The organism is Sphingomonas sp. (assembly GCF_036677245.1).
Lineage (GTDB): Bacteria > Pseudomonadota > Alphaproteobacteria > Sphingomonadales > Sphingomonadaceae > Allosphingosinicella.
Genome location: NZ_JAKFCG010000075.1, coordinates 1 through 14,522, shown reverse-complemented (window position 1 = coordinate 14,522; position 14,522 = coordinate 1). Strand labels below are relative to the sequence as shown.

Sequence of the window (14,522 nt, the reverse complement as noted above, 5' to 3'; positions counted from 1 at the left end):
GTCTGTGCATAAGCAGTGGCGGCCGGCGGGCGCTGGCGGAGCCTGCCGGAACAAGATATCGAACAGGGCAGATAGTGATGCGCCCCGATATTCTCAATCCGCTGTTCGCCGAGGTCGAGGTGCTCAAAGGCATCGGCCCTGCGCTCGCCAAGCCGCTCAAGCGGCTCGGCCTCGAGCGCGTGCTCGATATCCTGTTCCACCTCCCGACCGGCTGGATCGACCGCAAGCGGGTGTTGGCGCTCGACGAGGGCGATGTCGGGCAGGTGATCAGCATCGAGGTCACCCCCATTGACTATCGCCAGGGCGGGGCCCGCAGCCCGTTCCGGGTCCATGCCCGCGACCGCGCCGGCCGCGCGCTGACCGTGACCTATTTCAACAATCCCGGCTGGGCGAAGAAGCAATTGCCTCTGGGCGAGCCGAAGCTCGTCTCGGGCAGGCTCGAAAGCTACGGCCAGGAGCTGCAGATGGTCCATCCAGACCATGTCCTTGCGCCCGACGAAGCCGCCAGCCTGCCCGAACGCGAGCCGGTCTATGCCTTGTCCGAAGGCATCACCAGCAACCGTATCGGCCAGCTCGCCGGCCAGGCACTCGAGCGCGCGGCAGCGGTGGGTGCAGCGCCCGGGCTGGGCGAGTGGATCGAGCCGAGCCTGGTCGCAAAGCACAAATGGCCCGAATGGCGAGACGCGCTCCACAAGGCGCATCGCGACCCGAGCGACGCCAGCGCGCGGGAGCGACTGGCCTATGACGAGATCTTCGCCAACCAGCTCGCGCTGATGCTGGTGCGCGCCTCGTCGCGCCGCCGCAGAGGCGTTCCGCTGGAAGGCGACGGATCGCTCCGGGCGAAGCTGCGGCTGCCTTATGCGCCGACCGGCGCGCAGGCGCGCGCGATCGCCGAGATCGAGGGCGATCTGCGCCAGCAGGTGCCGATGCTGCGGCTGCTCCAGGGCGACGTCGGATCGGGCAAGACGCTGGTGGCGCTGATGGCGCTGTTGGTCGCGATCGAGGCCGGCGCGCAGGGCGCATTGCTCGCGCCCACGGAGATCCTCGCACGCCAGCATCACGACAATCTGTCGCGCATGCTCGCCGGCCTGCCGGTCAATGTCGCCATCCTCACCGGCCGCGAGAAGGGGCGCGCGCGCGAATCGGTGCTGATGGGTCTCGCCGACGGCTCGATCCATCTGCTGGTCGGCACCCACGCGATCTTCCAGCAGGCGGTGCGGTACAAGAATCTCGGCCTTGCCGTGGTCGACGAGCAGCATCGTTTCGGCGTCGCGCAGCGGCTGATGCTGACCGAGAAAGCGGTGCGGCCGCCGCATCTGCTGGTGATGACCGCCACACCGATCCCGCGCACTCTGACCTTGACCCATTATGGCGAGATGGACGTCAGCCGCCTCGACGAAATGCCGCCCGGCCGGCAGCCGATCGAGACGCGGGTGCTGAGCGGCGAGCGTCTCGACGAGGTGATCGGCGCGCTCGGCCGTCATATCGCGGCAGGGCGCCAGGCCTATTGGGTGTGCCCGTTGGTCGAGGAGAATGAGGCGCTCGACCAGGCCGCCGCCGAGGAACGCGCACGGATGCTGCGCGAGCAGTTCGGCGACTCGATCGGGCTGATCCACGGCCGCATGAAAGGGCCCGAGCGCGACGAGGTGATGGCCGCTTTCCAGCGGGGCACGATCAAAGTGCTGGTCGCGACGACGGTGATCGAGGTCGGCGTCGATGTTCCCAATTCGAGCCTGATGGTGGTCGAAGGAGCGGAAAGGTTTGGCCTCGCCCAGCTCCACCAGCTGCGCGGCCGTATCGGGCGCGGCGACCAAAGCTCGGTCTGCCTGCTGCTGCGCGGCAATATGCTCAGCGAGACGGCACGCGCGCGGCTGGTGCTGATGCGCGAGACCAATGACGGCTTCCGCATCGCCGAGGAGGATCTGCGGCTGCGCGGCGCCGGCGAGATATTGGGTACGCGCCAATCGGGAGAGGCCAAGTTCCGCCTCGCCAGCCCCGAGCAGATCCAGGAGCTGATCCAGCGCGCCACCGACGACGCCCGCCTGCTCGTCGACCGCGACGGCGGCCTCGAGGGCCCGCGCGGCCAGGCGGCGCGGATTTTGCTCTATCTAATGGAAAGGGACGCCGCGGTCGGCTTGCTGAGGAGCGGATAGGAAGTTCGGGTGCGGTGGGTCACCCTTTTCCGTTCGGCCTGAGCTTGTCGAAGGCCCTTACTTAATACTCTTCCCGAGCTTGCTGATGGCGTCCCAATCATCTCGGATCAACGCCATTTTTTTCGCACGAGACCAACCCTTGATCCGGCGCTCCATCGCCAAGGCCTCGAGACGCGTGGGAAATTGTTCGGACCATACCAGCGCAACCGGCAGCCTTGAGGCGGTATAGCCTCCAAACGAGCCGAAGCTGTGAGCAGCCATGCGTGCTTTCAGGTTATCGGTGTGACCGACGTAGAAGCTACGATCATCGCAATGGAGCATGTACGTCCAGAACGGCATGCTTCCAAAAGAGCGCAAGTAGGGGCCTTCGACAAGCTCAGGCCGAACGGATTTTTAACCCGTTCCCACCACCAGCCCGTGCTTCTTGCCGCCGAAGCTTATTTTGTCGCCGGGCTTCACCAGATATGCGGGATCGGACACCTTCTCGTCATTGACCCGAATCGCTCCTTCCAGAACTTTGCGACGTGCTTCCTTGTTGGAAGAGGTGAAGCCTAGCGCAGTGTTCGCCTGAATGACGCTGACCCCCTCGGGCGCAACCGCGAGCGTCGGCAAATCGCCCCCCGCAGCGCCTTCCTCGAATGTCTTGCGCGCGGTCTCGGCGGCGTCGGCGGCGGCTTCGGGGCCGTGCGCCATCGCGGTGGCGGCGTCGGCGAGCAATTTCTTCGCCTCGTTGATCTCGCTGCCGCCGAGCGCCTCGAGCCGTGCGATTTCGTCGAGCGGCAGATCGGTGAAGAGGCGCAGGAAGCGACCGACGTCGGCGTCCTGGCTGTTCCGCCAGAATTGCCAATAATCATAAGGCTTGAGCTGTTCGGCGTTGAGCCACACCGCGCCGGCCGCGGTCTTGCCCATCTTGCCGCCGTCGGCGGTGGTGATCAGCGGGGTCGTCAGGCCGAACACGGGCGTGCCGTCGATCCGGCGGGTGAGCTCGATGCCGTTGACGATATTGCCCCATTGATCCGAGCCGCCCATCTGCAGCCGGCACTGGACCCGCCGCGAAAGCTCCAGGAAGTCATAGGCCTGGAGGATCATGTAGTTGAATTCGAGGAAGGTCAGCGGCTGCTCGCGGTCGAGCCGAAGACGCACCGAATCGAACGTCAGCATGCGGTTGATCGTGAAATGCGGGCCGATGTCGCGCAGGAACGGGATATAGTCGAGCGCGCTCAGCCAATCGTCGTTGTTGACCATGATCGCGTCGGTCGGGCCGTCCCCGAAGACGAGGAAGCGCTCGAACACCCTTCGGATCGAGGCGATGTTGGCATCGATCGCGGCATCGTCGAGCAATTTGCGGCTCTCGTCGCGGCCCGACGGGTCGCCGATCTTGGTCGTGCCGCCGCCCATCACGACGATCGGCTTGTGTCCGGCCTGCTGCAGCCGGCGCAGCATCATGATCTGGACGAGGCTGCCGACGTGGAGCGACGGCGCGGTCGCATCGAACCCGATATAGCCCGGCACCACCTGTTTCTGGGCGAGAGAGTCGAGCGCTTCCGCATCGGTGATCTGGTGGATATAGCCGCGGCTGCCGAGGAGGCGGAGGAGTTCGGAGCGATGTTCGGTCATGGCCGCGCGGTTAACATGGGGTCCCGGGGTTGAACAGGCCGTGTTGAACAGGCGGTCGCGCACCCGAGCCGGCGATCGGCGCCGGCTATCGTGAACCGCCAGCTGAGGCCGCATGCCGATACGCCCTGCGGCGCCCTGCAGAGCATCGAGGTGGAAATCAGCCGGCCGGCCGCCAACCGGCTGCGGCTGCGCTACCTGCTCACCGGCGACGTGGAGGGGTTGAGCCTGCCTTATCCCGGCCCGGCGGTCCGCACCGACGGCCTGTGGCAGCACAGCTGCTTCGAGGCTTTCCTGCGCGCCCCGGCGGACCCCGCCTATCACGAGTTCAATTTCGCGCCGTCGGGGGCGTGGGCGGCTTACCGGCTGGGCGGCTATCGCGATGCGATGACAGAAGCGCAACTGCCGCTGCCCAGGATCGCCACCGACCGCACGCCCGAGCATTTCGTCTGCACGGTCGAGCTCGAGCTCGGCGGCCTCGCCGAGCTCGACGGCGCGGCGTGGCGGCTCGGCCTGTCGGCGGTGATCGAGGAGAGGCACGGCCGCAAATCCTATTGGGCGCTCGCGCACCCGCCGGGGAAGCCGGATTTCCATCATGAAGATTGCTTTGTGATCGAACTGCCCGCACCAAGCGCAGCATGAAATTCGGCATCGAACGTCTGCTCGCCAGCGCCACGCTTCGCGCTCCACTCGAAGGCAAGAGGGTCGCTCTGCTCGCCCACCCGGCCTCGGTCACGCGCGATCTCACGCACAGTCTCGACGCGCTCGCCGCCTGCGACGGGATCAGGCTCAGCGCCGCGCTCGGCCCGCAGCACGGGCTGAGGGGCGACAAGCAGGACAATATGGTCGAATCGCCCGACTTCACCGATCCGATCCACGGCATTCCGGTGTTCAGCCTCTATGGCGAGGTCCGCCGACCGACGCCGCAGATGATGGAAAGTTTCGACGTGCTGCTCGTCGACCTCCAGGACCTCGGCTGCCGCATCTACACCTTCATCACCACCTTGCTCTACGTGCTCGAAGCCGCGGCCGAGCACGGCAAATCGGTGTGGGTGCTCGATCGCCCCAATCCGGCGGGGCGGCCGATCGAAGGGCTGACCTTGCGGCCGGGCTGGGAAAGCTTCGTCGGGGCGGGGCCGCTGCCGATGCGCCACGGCCTCACCTTGGGCGAGCTTGGCTTGTGGTTCGTCGACCATTTCAGGCTCGACGTCGATTACCGGCTGATCTCGATGGAGGGCTACGATCCCGACGCCGCGCCGGGCTTCGGCTGGCCGCTCGGCGAGCGCATCTGGGTCAATCCAAGCCCCAACGCGGCCAATCTCGCGATGGCGCGCGCTTATGCTGGGACGGTGATGCTGGAGGGGACGACGCTTTCGGAAGGCCGCGGCACCACCCGGCCGCTCGAATTGTTCGGCGCGCCCGACATCGACGCCCGCGCGGTTCTGGCCGAGATGCAAAGGCTGGCGCCGCAGTGGCTCAAGGGCTGCCTCCTGCGCGAATGCTGGTTCGAGCCGACCTTCCACAAGCACAAGGGCATGCTCTGCAACGGCGTCCAGATCCATCCCGAGGATCCCGGCTATGATCCGCTCGCGTTCCGGCCGTGGCGGCTGCAGGCGCTCGGCTTCAAGGCGATCCGGCGGCTCTACCCGGACTATCTATTGTGGCGCGATTTTCCGTACGAATATGTGCGCGACAAGCTCGCGATCGACGTGATCAACGGCGGCCCGGGGCTGCGCGAGTGGGTCGACGATGCCGGCTCGGCGCCCGGGGATCTCGAGGCGTTAACCGTTCCCGATGAAAAGGCATGGGCGGAAGAGCGGCGGGGATATTTGCGTTATTGAAAACTAGTAGATGCCGCGTGCCTGCTGGCGGGCTTCGAGCAGGTCCCACAGCCCGCGATGCTGGAGCGCGACTTGCTCGGCGCCGAACAGCAAGGCGCGGGTGACCGCCGGCGTTCCATCCGATTGGTCGGCAAGCGCGCGGATCGGCCGTGTATCGAGCAAGCGCGGCTCGGGGGCGTCGACGCCGAAGCGCTTGGCGGCGCAATCGAGCACGCCGCGAATCACGACCCAATCGATGATCAGCGCCATCGCCGCGCCAAGCGCGCAGCCGCGCCGTTCGGACTGGGCGAGCATTTCGATCGCATTGCGCTGGGCGCGCAATATCGCGTCATTGTCGCCGGCGCCGGGCGTGCTCGGCAGCGGACCGGCGACGACGGCGAGCTTGGCGAGATAGGCGCGTTCGGCGCCGAAGCCTTCGAGCGCGAGCGCAAACCATTCGCGCCCGGCCGGCTCGATCGTGCGGTTGGCGGCATGATCGATCACGCCCGGGTAGCGGCCGTGGAGAGTGCAGAGGAAATGGACCGCATCCGCGAGGTTGCGCGTCGCGTAAGCGCCTTTGAGCAGCTCGTCGCTCGCAAGATAGGGGTGGGAGGCGCTGCCATGCTCAGTCACGCAGGCGAAAAGGAGATTGCCCGTCAGGGCACCCTTTGCCTTTTCGGCCGGTGCTGATGCCATAGAAATCCCTCCAACCCGCTGCATCCCGCAGCCCTAGGAGAGTGGCTCTAACTTAGTGGCGTAAAAACGAGGTTTACGGCGCGTTAGCTAGTTGATCAGGATTAAGGTTCGCGGCGGGTGAAGCGGCCGATCGGGCGCAATCAAAGCCGATTTTCCCCTCCCGGCGTGCGGGAGGGGAAAGGGTCGATCACTGATCGAGGAAGCTGCGCATCTTGCGGCTGCGCGAGGGGTGCTTGAGCTTCCTCAGCGCCTTGGCCTCGATCTGGCGGATGCGCTCGCGAGTCACCGAGAATTGTTGGCCGACCTCCTCGAGCGTGTGATCGGTGTTCATGCCGATGCCGAAGCGCATCCGGAGCACGCGCTCCTCGCGTGGCGTCAGCGAGGCGAGCACGCGCGTGACCGTCTCCTTGAGATTGGCCTGGATCGCGGCGTCGACCGGGATCACCGCATTCTTGTCCTCGATGAAATCGCCGAGGTGGCTGTCTTCCTCGTCGCCGATCGGCGTTTCGAGGCTGATCGGCTCCTTGGCGATCTTCATCACCTTGCGGACCTTCTCGAGCGGCATCGACAGGCGCTCGGCAAGCTCTTCGGGCGTCGGCTCACGGCCGATCTCGTGGAGGATCTGACGGCTGGTGCGGACCAATTTGTTGATCGTCTCGATCATGTGGACCGGAATACGGATCGTGCGCGCCTGATCGGCGATCGAGCGGGTGATCGCCTGGCGGATCCACCAGGTCGCATAGGTCGAGAATTTGTAGCCGCGGCGGTATTCGAACTTATCGACCGCTTTCATCAGGCCGATATTGCCCTCCTGGATCAGATCCAGGAACTGCAGGCCGCGGTTGGTGTATTTCTTGGCGATCGAGATGACGAGGCGCAAATTGGCCTCGACCATCTCCTTCTTGGCGATCCGCGCCTCGCGCTCGCCCTTCTGGACCTGGTTCACGATGCGGCGGAATTCGGCGAGGCTCATGCCGGTCGCCTGCGCGATCTCGGCGATCTCGACGCGGATGCGGTCGATCGCGTCGGCTTCCTGCGTGCAGAAAGCATTCCATTTCTTGTCGAGATTGCAGACTTTCTCGCTCCAGCCCTCGTCGATCTCGTGGCCGAGGTAGGAATCGAGGAATTGCTTGCGCGGCACCTTGTGGCGCTCGGCGAGACGCAGCATCTGCCCGCCCAACGCGGTCAGGCGCCGGTTGTAGCTGTACAGCTGGTCGACCAGATATTCGATCTTGGCGCCGTGGAACTGGACGCTCTCGACCTCGGCGGTGAGCTGCTCGCGCAGCTTTTGATATTTATTCTCTTCCCCGTCCGCGAACGCGCTGCCGGCGCTCATCGACTCCATGCGCTGGCCCTGGAGCTTCGCGAATTTCTTGAACAGGCTGGTGATATTGGCGAACTTCTCGAGCGCTTGCGGCTTGAGGAGTTCCTCCATCGCGGCCAGCGAGAGGGTGTTGTCCTCGTCGTCCTCTTCGGTCGGGCGGGGGGTGCGGCGCTCGACGAGGCTGTCTTCCTCGTCCTCGGCCGTTTCCTCGACCTCCTCGACGTCTTCCTCCTCCTTGTAGGAGGGGCCTGCGGTCTTCTCGCTGATCTCGTCGCCGGCTTCCTCGTCGCCTTCGACCTGCTCGGGCGTCGGCCCCTTCGAGAGCATCGCGTCGAGATCGAGGATTTCACGCAGCTGCATCTCGCCGGCGTTGAGCGCGGTCGACCAGTCGATGATCGCGTTGAACGTGATCGGGCTCTCGCAGAGGCCCCAGATCATCGTGTCGCGGCCCGCCTCGATACGCTTGGCGATGGCGATCTCGCCCTCGCGCGAGAGCAATTCGACGGCGCCCATCTCGCGCAAATACATGCGTACCGGATCGTCGGTGCGGTCGACGGTCTCTTTCTTCTTCTCGACGATGAAGCGGCCGTTTTCGTCGAGCTCGCCGGCATCGTCGCCGTCGGCGGCGCTGTCGGCTCCGCTCTCGGCCTCGCGCTCTTCGCCGTCTTCCTCGGCTTCCTCATTCTCGACGATGTTGACGCCCATTTCGGACAGCGAGGACATCACGTCCTCGATCTGCTCGGAGGACAATTGATCCTGCGGCAGCGCGTCATTGAGCTCGTCGTAAGTGATGTAGCCGCGCTTCTTGGCGCGGCTGATCAACTTTTTGAGAAAGGCTTCATTGAGGTCGATGAGAGGCGCATCGCCGCTCTCCTGCTTGTCGCTCGCCTCGGCCATATTCGCTTTCGCCATTCGCACGCCTAATCCTGGTTCGCCAACTCTTGGTCGTTCACTCCGCGTCGCCGTCGATCAGCGTCGCAAGCTGCTTGTCCGCCTCGTCCCGCGCCGCGCGCAGCCGTTGCTGCTCGACGAACGCCGCTTCTTCGCCCTTGTCCTTCAGCCGGGCGGTCGCTGCCGCAAGAGCGGCGTCGATTCCGGGCCGGGCCGCCAACGTGTCTATGACCAGAACGAGGTCGCGGTAAGCGCGTTCCGGGTCGGCATCACGTCGGGTGAAGGAAAAGGCCAGTCCTTGCTCCAGGTCGAGTTCCTCGATCAGAGAGACCACGCCTGTCGAGGTCAATATGGTATTTAGCCCTTCGCGATCAAGTTCGCCGTGCGTCAGAGCGGCATCGAGCATCGCATCGCGCAAGCGCGCCGAGGCGCGATCGGGCAAGGGGAGCGCCGCGATCGCCTCGGCATGGGCCGGAATCAGCGCCGGATAACGGATCAGCCCGAGCAGCACCGAGCGGATCATCTGATTGCCGAGCCCGCCGGTGCCGATCGCCTTGGCGCGCGCCGAGGTGCCCTGGCGGGGCAGCGGACGATTGCCGCGGAACGATCCGTTCGCTGCCCAGGGCCGGCGCCCCTCCTGCTGGGCGGTCCATTGCCGCCGGGGCGGGCGGGTGAGGGTGTCGAAGCGGCTCAGCATCTCGGCGCGATATTGATCGCGGACGTTGGCATCGCCGATCGTCGAGACATGGTCGATCAGGCGCTGGCGAAGGCCGGCACGCTGCTCGGGCGTCGCCAGCGGCAGCGAATCGCGCTCGTGCCGCCACAGCCGATCGACGAGCGGCTCAGCCGCCGCGAGCACCGCATCGAGCGCCGTGCGTCCCTTCGCGCGCAGCAAATCGTCGGGGTCCTGGCCCGCCGGCAGGGTCGCGAAGCTCAACGAACGGCCCGGCGCGATATGCGGAAGCGCGCGCAATGCGGCGCGCACCGCCGCCTTCTCGCCGGCGCTGTCGCCGTCGAAGCAGAGGATCGGGGAGGGATCGAGCCGCCACAGCCGCTCGAGCTGCCCCTCGGTCAGCGCGGTGCCGAGCGGTGCGACCGTTTCGCCAATGCCGGCCTGGTGGAGCGCGATCACGTCCATATAGCCCTCGACGACGATCAGGCGCCGGGCATCGCGGCTCGCCGGGCCGGCGCCGTCGAGGTTGAACAGGGTGCGGCCCTTGTCGAACAACGGCGTCTCGGGCGAGTTGAGATATTTGGGCTCGCCTTCGCCGAGGATGCGCCCGCCGAACGCGATCGTCCGTCCGCGCTGGTCGCGGATCGGGATCATCAGCCGGCCGCGGAAGCGGTCGTAGGGCTCCTTCTCGCCCTCCGGCTCGATCAGCAGCCCGCCTTCGATCAATTTGTCGACGCCCCATTGCTTGAGCGCCGACTTGAGCTTGGTGCGACTGTCGGGGGCGAAGCCGAAGCCGAATCTTCGGATCGTGGTGTCGGAGAGGCCGCGTTGCGTCAGATAGGCGCGCGCGCCGGCGCCCTCGAGCCCGGCGAGCTGGTCGGAGAACCAGCGCGCCGCCGCCTCCATCACCTCGTGCAGCCCTGCGGCCCGCTCAGCCCGTTCGCGGGCGCGGGGATCGGGCGCCGGCACGTCCATGCCGGCGGCGTCGGCAAGCTCCTTCACCGCGTCGATGAACGGCAGCCCGCGCGCTTCGGTGAGATAGCGGATCGCATCGCCGTGCGCGCCGCAGCCGAAGCAATGATAGAAGCCCTTTTCGTCGTTGATCGTGAACGACGGGGTCTTTTCCTGGTGGAACGGGCAGCAGGCCTTCCACTCCCGCCCGGCGCGGACCAGCTTCACCTGCTTTCCGATCAAGGCCGAAAGCGACACACGGGCGCGAAGCTCGTCGAGGAATTGGGGGGAGAGACTCATTCCTTCCCCCGCCATTCGATCGAAGGGCGTGGTGGGGCGCTTTCATTTTCCCCTCCCGCTTGCGGGACCGCTGCAAAAGGTGCCGAGTCACCCAAAAACCGTTCGGCCTGAGCTTGTCGAAGGCACTTTCTTCTCTGAGAAAGAAGGAAAGCGTCTTGGGCGCAGAACCGCCGCGCGGTCACGGTCATCCATTCCTCCCCTGCATTTGCAGGGGAGGGGGACCACCCGAAGGGTGGTGGAGGGGCGAATTCCTCGAAGCCGGCCCCTCCACCGCTCCGCGGTCCCCCTCCCCCGGAAAACCGGGGGAGGAATAGGGGGTCATGCGGTTCAACAAGCTCACCGCGAACGGAGTTTTGCATCTGCCGCGCTCGCGGGAGGAGACGCTCGGCAGGGGTTGCATTGTTGCGGAGGCTGCGCGCGAGTCCCGTTGGCCTTGACTTGAAACTTGCCATTTCCGCAGTTTGCCCACCCCCAACCCCTCCCGCAAGCGCGAGGGGAGCCTCTAATCGCTACCCCAATCTCGCCTTCACCAGTCCGCTCGCCTTGCTCATGTCGATCTGGCCGGCATGCCGGTCCTTGAGCACCGCCATCACCTTGCCCATGTCCTTGACCGAGCTCGCCCCAGTCTCGGCGACGATCGCGTCGATCGCGGCATTGGCTTCGGCCTCGCTCATCTGCTGCGGCAGGAAGCCCTCGATCACGTCGAGCTCGGTCTTCTCGACGTCGGCGAGCTCGGCGCGGCCGCCTTGCTCGTACAAGGCGATCGATTCGCGGCGCTGCTTGATCATTTTCTGGAGGACCTCGGTCACCAGCACGTCGTCGTCCGGCGCCTTGTCGGAGCCGCGCAATTCGATGTCGCGATTCTTGAGCGCTGCCTGTATCAGGCGGATGGCGGCGGTGCGCGTCTTGTCGCCGCTTTTCATGGCGGAGACGAGCGCGGCTTTGAGGTCGTCGCGAATCATGGCGGCTCTTGCTTCCTGCTGCGGGAAAGCGGACAGCATAGCCGGCTGGGGCGTTTTTTAATAGATTGACCGGGGGGTGGGGCGCACCTACCTACCCGGCCGTTTGACCAGCCAAATATCTCCGGAGAACAATCGAGTGGCCATCGCCAAACCCGTCCAAGCGCCCGAAGGAGCGACGGGCGTATTGGTCCTGGCCGACGGCACGATCATCTGGGGAAGGGGCTTCGGCGCCGAGGGCCAGGCCGTCGGCGAAGTCTGCTTCAACACGGCGATGACCGGCTATCAGGAGGTGATGACCGATCCCTCCTATGCGGCGCAGATCATCACCTTCACCTTCCCGCATATCGGCAACGTCGGCGCCAATTACGAAGACCTCGAGGCGGACAATCCGCACGCTTTGGGCTGCATCGTCCGCGACGACGTCACCGCACCAAGCAATTTCCGCAGCGTCCAGGGTTTCGATGCCTGGCTCAAGGCCAATGGCAGGATCGGTCTTGCCGGCGTCGACACGCGCGCGCTGACCCGGAAGATCCGCACCGAGGGCGCGCCCAATGGCGTGATCGCGCACAGCACTGACGGCGGTTTCGACATTGACGCCCTGCTGCAAAAGGCGCGCGAATGGCCCGGCCTCGAAGGCATGGACCTGGCCAAGGAGGTCTCCTGCCGCCAGATGTTCCGCTGGTCGGGTGGTCGCTGGAAGCTCGGCGATGGCTATGGCGAGCGCGAGGATGACCTGTCGCTGCCGCATATCGTCGCGATCGACTATGGCTCGAAGCGCAACATCTTCCGTAATCTAGCCGATGCCGGCGCGCGGGTGACGGTGCTACCCGCCACCTCGAGCTTCGAGGACGTGATGGCACATCAGCCCGACGGTATCTTTCTTTCGAACGGGCCGGGCGATCCCGCGGCCACCGGCGAATATGCGGTGCCTGTGATCCGCCAGCTGCTCGAAACCGGCAAGCCGCTGTTCGGCATCTGCCTCGGCCACCAGATGCTCGGCCTCGCGGTCGGGGCACGCACCTACAAGATGCACCAGGGGCACCGCGGCGCGAACCATCCGGTCAAGCGGCTGGAAGACGGGCGCGTGGAGATCACCAGCATGAACCACGGCTTCGCGGTCGACACCGAGACCCTGCCCGAAAATGCCAGGGCGACCCATATCTCGCTGTTCGACGGCAGCCTCGCCGGTCTCGAGCTCACCGACCGTCCGGCGTTCAGCGTCCAATACCATCCTGAAGCGAGTCCCGGCCCGCAGGACAGCACCTATCTGTTCGGAAAGTTCGTCAACCAGCTGGAGAAGAAGCGATGAACGCGCAGATCCTTCTCGTCGGCGTTGCGTTGCTTGTCTGCTCGGCTGCCGGCGCGGCTCAACCGGTCGAAAAAGTGCGCGCCGGAACGCCGGGCGCGCCCGGGCTTCCGGAGGATCTGTTCGTTCTTCCTGCCAACCAGTGGCACTTCGGCCGGCAGCTCTGGGCGGGGACCGATGCCTGCACCAAGGACCAGTGCGAGGGTGGCTATACGTCCGGCGATCTCGCGGTCAGCGTCGAGCGCAGCAAGAAACACGTGCGGGTGATCGCGGGCTTCCGCAATTGCCCCAATGTCGCCTGGAACGAGATCGCGATTGGCGACAAGGCGTCGAAGTCCGACACCAAGCTGCTTGCCAAGAGGATCAAGAAGGTGGTCGGCACCGCGGAGAAATATTGCAAGCTCGCTGCCCCGGCCGTGGCGTCGCTCGACGCCGGACGGCTGTTCCCGCCCAAGATGGAGGGCAAATGACAGCTTCAGCGCTTCCATTGCAGATCAGTCCCAACCTGCCTTCGCTGAAGGCTTCAATCGGATGAACCCATAGTGCCCCGCCGTACCGACATCAGCTCCATCCTCATCATCGGCGCGGGCCCGATCGTCATCGGCCAGGCGGCGGAGTTCGATTATTCGGGCACGCAGGCCGCCAAGGCGCTTCGCGCCGAGGGCTATCGCATCGTCCTCGTCAACTCGAACCCGGCGACGATCATGACCGATCCCGAGCTCGCCGACGCGACCTATGTCGAGCCGATCACTCCCGAGATCGTCGCCAAGATCATCGAGAAGGAGCGGCCCGACGCGGTGCTGCCGACGATGGGCGGGCAGACCGCGCTCAACACGGCGCTGGCCCTGTTCAAGGACGGCACGCTCGACAAATACGGCGTCCAGATGATCGGCGCCGACGCCGATGCGATCGAGATGGCGGAGGACCGTCTCAAGTTCCGCGAGGCGATGGACCGGATCGGGCTCGAAAGCCCGATCTCGATGATCGCCCACAGCCTCGACGATGCGCTCAAGGGGCTCGATCATGTCGGCCTGCCGGCGATCATCCGTCCGAGCTTCACGCTTGGCGGCACCGGCGGCGGCATCGCCTACAATCGCGACGAATTCGTCAAGATCGTCGCCGGCGGCCTCGAGGCCTCGCCGACCACCGAAGTGCTGATCGAGGAATCGGTGCTCGGCTGGAAGGAATATGAGATGGAGGTGGTGCGCGATCGCAACGACAACGCCATCATCATCTGCTCGATCGAGAATATCGATCCGATGGGCATCCACACCGGCGATTCGATCACCGTCGCGCCGGCGCTGACGCTCACCGACAAGGAATATCAGATCATGCGCAACGCCTCGATCGCGGTGCTGCGCGAGATCGGCGTCGAGACCGGCGGATCGAACGTGCAGTTCGCGGTCAATCCGGCCGACGGGCGGCTGGTCGTGATCGAGATGAACCCGCGCGTGTCGCGCTCGTCGGCGCTGGCCTCCAAGGCGACCGGCTTCCCGATCGCCAAGGTCGCAGCGCTGCTCGCGGTCGGCTACACGCTCGACGAGATCGACAACGACATCACCGGCGTGACGCCGGCGAGCTTCGAGCCGACGATCGACTATGTCGTCACCAAGATCCCGCGCTTCACGTTCGAAAAGTTCAAGGGCGCAGAGCCGTTGCTCTCGACCGCGATGAAGTCGGTCGGCGAAGTGATGGCGATCGGCCGCAACTTCGCCGAAAGCCTGCAGAAGGCGCTGCGCGGCCTCGAGACCGGCCTCAGCGGCCTTGATGGCGTCAAAGCCCTGTATGGCGCGCCGCGGGCCGAGATCGAGGCTGCGCTGGCGACGCCGAGC

General features: G+C 65.5%; 12 protein-coding genes. 6 read left to right on the top strand and 6 right to left on the bottom strand.

What is annotated here, in order from left to right; translation table 11 throughout:
• Window positions 1-77: 77 nt before the first annotated feature.
• Window positions 78-2,153 (top strand): ATP-dependent DNA helicase RecG, encoded by a 2,076-nt coding sequence (recG, locus tag V6M48_RS08940; RefSeq protein WP_332812194.1) that lies wholly within the window; start codon window positions 78-80, stop codon window positions 2,151-2,153.
• 57 nt (window positions 2,154-2,210) lie between these two features.
• On the opposite strand, the gene V6M48_RS08935 is transcribed toward recG, so the two are convergent.
• Together V6M48_RS08935 and tyrS are read right to left on the bottom strand one after the other, a co-directional pair.
• Window positions 2,211-2,492 carry a GIY-YIG nuclease family protein gene (locus tag V6M48_RS08935; protein ID WP_332812193.1) on the bottom strand — a complete coding sequence of 94 codons (282 nt, stop codon included), beginning with the start codon at window positions 2,490-2,492 and terminating at the stop codon, window positions 2,211-2,213.
• A gap of 54 nt (window positions 2,493-2,546) precedes the next feature.
• Window positions 2,547-3,770 carry a tyrosine--tRNA ligase gene (gene tyrS / locus V6M48_RS08930; protein WP_332812192.1) on the bottom strand — a complete coding sequence of 408 codons (1,224 nt, stop codon included), beginning with the start codon at window positions 3,768-3,770 and terminating at the stop codon, window positions 2,547-2,549.
• A 90-nt stretch (window positions 3,771-3,860) separates the two neighbouring features.
• On the opposite strand from tyrS, the gene V6M48_RS08925 reads away from it, so the two are divergent.
• Complete coding sequence (locus V6M48_RS08925; RefSeq protein WP_332812191.1) at window positions 3,861-4,409, top strand: DOMON-like domain-containing protein; 549 nt, start codon at window positions 3,861-3,863, stop codon at window positions 4,407-4,409.
• Window positions 4,406-5,608, top strand: coding sequence for an exo-beta-N-acetylmuramidase NamZ family protein (locus tag V6M48_RS08920; RefSeq protein WP_332812190.1), 1,203 nt, complete (start codon window positions 4,406-4,408; stop codon window positions 5,606-5,608). Before V6M48_RS08925 ends, V6M48_RS08920 begins: the two co-directional genes overlap by 4 nt.
• 3 nt (window positions 5,609-5,611) lie before the next feature.
• Here the strand turns inward: V6M48_RS08920 and V6M48_RS08915 are convergent, their stop codons facing one another.
• The 4 genes from V6M48_RS08915 to V6M48_RS08900 all read right to left on the bottom strand — a co-directional run bounded on the left by V6M48_RS08915 (window position 5,612) and on the right by V6M48_RS08900 (window position 11,384).
• A complete protein-coding gene (locus V6M48_RS08915) occupies window positions 5,612-6,283 on the bottom strand; it encodes a DUF6975 family protein (RefSeq protein WP_332812189.1) in 672 nt (223 codons plus the stop codon).
• A gap of 187 nt (window positions 6,284-6,470) precedes the next feature.
• Window positions 6,471-8,519, bottom strand: a complete 2,049-nt coding sequence (gene rpoD / locus V6M48_RS08910; protein ID WP_332812188.1) for an RNA polymerase sigma factor RpoD — start codon at window positions 8,517-8,519, stop codon at window positions 6,471-6,473.
• Between the two features lie 37 nt (window positions 8,520-8,556).
• Window positions 8,557-10,422, bottom strand: coding sequence for a DNA primase (gene dnaG, locus V6M48_RS08905; protein WP_332812187.1), 1,866 nt, complete (start codon window positions 10,420-10,422; stop codon window positions 8,557-8,559).
• A gap of 509 nt (window positions 10,423-10,931) precedes the next feature.
• A complete protein-coding gene (locus V6M48_RS08900) occupies window positions 10,932-11,384 on the bottom strand; it encodes a GatB/YqeY domain-containing protein (protein WP_332812186.1) in 453 nt (150 codons plus the stop codon).
• A gap of 136 nt (window positions 11,385-11,520) precedes the next feature.
• On the opposite strand from V6M48_RS08900, the gene carA reads away from it, so the two are divergent.
• The 3 genes from carA to carB all read left to right on the top strand — a co-directional run.
• Window positions 11,521-12,693 (top strand): glutamine-hydrolyzing carbamoyl-phosphate synthase small subunit, encoded by a 1,173-nt coding sequence (carA, locus tag V6M48_RS08895; RefSeq protein WP_332812185.1) that lies wholly within the window; start codon window positions 11,521-11,523, stop codon window positions 12,691-12,693.
• Window positions 12,690-13,160 carry a hypothetical protein gene (locus tag V6M48_RS08890; RefSeq protein WP_332812184.1) on the top strand — a complete coding sequence of 157 codons (471 nt, stop codon included), beginning with the start codon at window positions 12,690-12,692 and terminating at the stop codon, window positions 13,158-13,160. Before carA ends, V6M48_RS08890 begins: the two co-directional genes overlap by 4 nt.
• 72 nt (window positions 13,161-13,232) lie before the next feature.
• Window positions 13,233-14,522 (top strand): carbamoyl-phosphate synthase large subunit (carB, locus tag V6M48_RS08885; protein WP_332812183.1); only part of this gene is annotated, 1,290 nt, incomplete at its 3' end.

Coding starts and splice junctions, on each gene's coding strand:
- recG (WP_332812194.1), top strand. CDS start 78: ATGCGCCCCGATATTCTCAATCCGCTGTTCGCCGAGGTCGAGGTGCTC.
- V6M48_RS08935 (WP_332812193.1), bottom strand. CDS start 2,492: ATGCCGTTCTGGACGTACATGCTCCATTGCGATGATCGTAGCTTCTAC.
- tyrS (WP_332812192.1), bottom strand. CDS start 3,770: ATGACCGAACATCGCTCCGAACTCCTCCGCCTCCTCGGCAGCCGCGGC.
- V6M48_RS08920 (WP_332812190.1), top strand. CDS start 4,406: ATGAAATTCGGCATCGAACGTCTGCTCGCCAGCGCCACGCTTCGCGCT.
- V6M48_RS08915 (WP_332812189.1), bottom strand. CDS start 6,283: ATGGCATCAGCACCGGCCGAAAAGGCAAAGGGTGCCCTGACGGGCAAT.
- rpoD (WP_332812188.1), bottom strand. CDS start 8,519: ATGGCGAAAGCGAATATGGCCGAGGCGAGCGACAAGCAGGAGAGCGGC.
- dnaG (WP_332812187.1), bottom strand. CDS start 10,422: ATGAGTCTCTCCCCCCAATTCCTCGACGAGCTTCGCGCCCGTGTGTCG.
- V6M48_RS08900 (WP_332812186.1), bottom strand. CDS start 11,384: ATGATTCGCGACGACCTCAAAGCCGCGCTCGTCTCCGCCATGAAAAGC.
- V6M48_RS08890 (WP_332812184.1), top strand. CDS start 12,690: ATGAACGCGCAGATCCTTCTCGTCGGCGTTGCGTTGCTTGTCTGCTCG.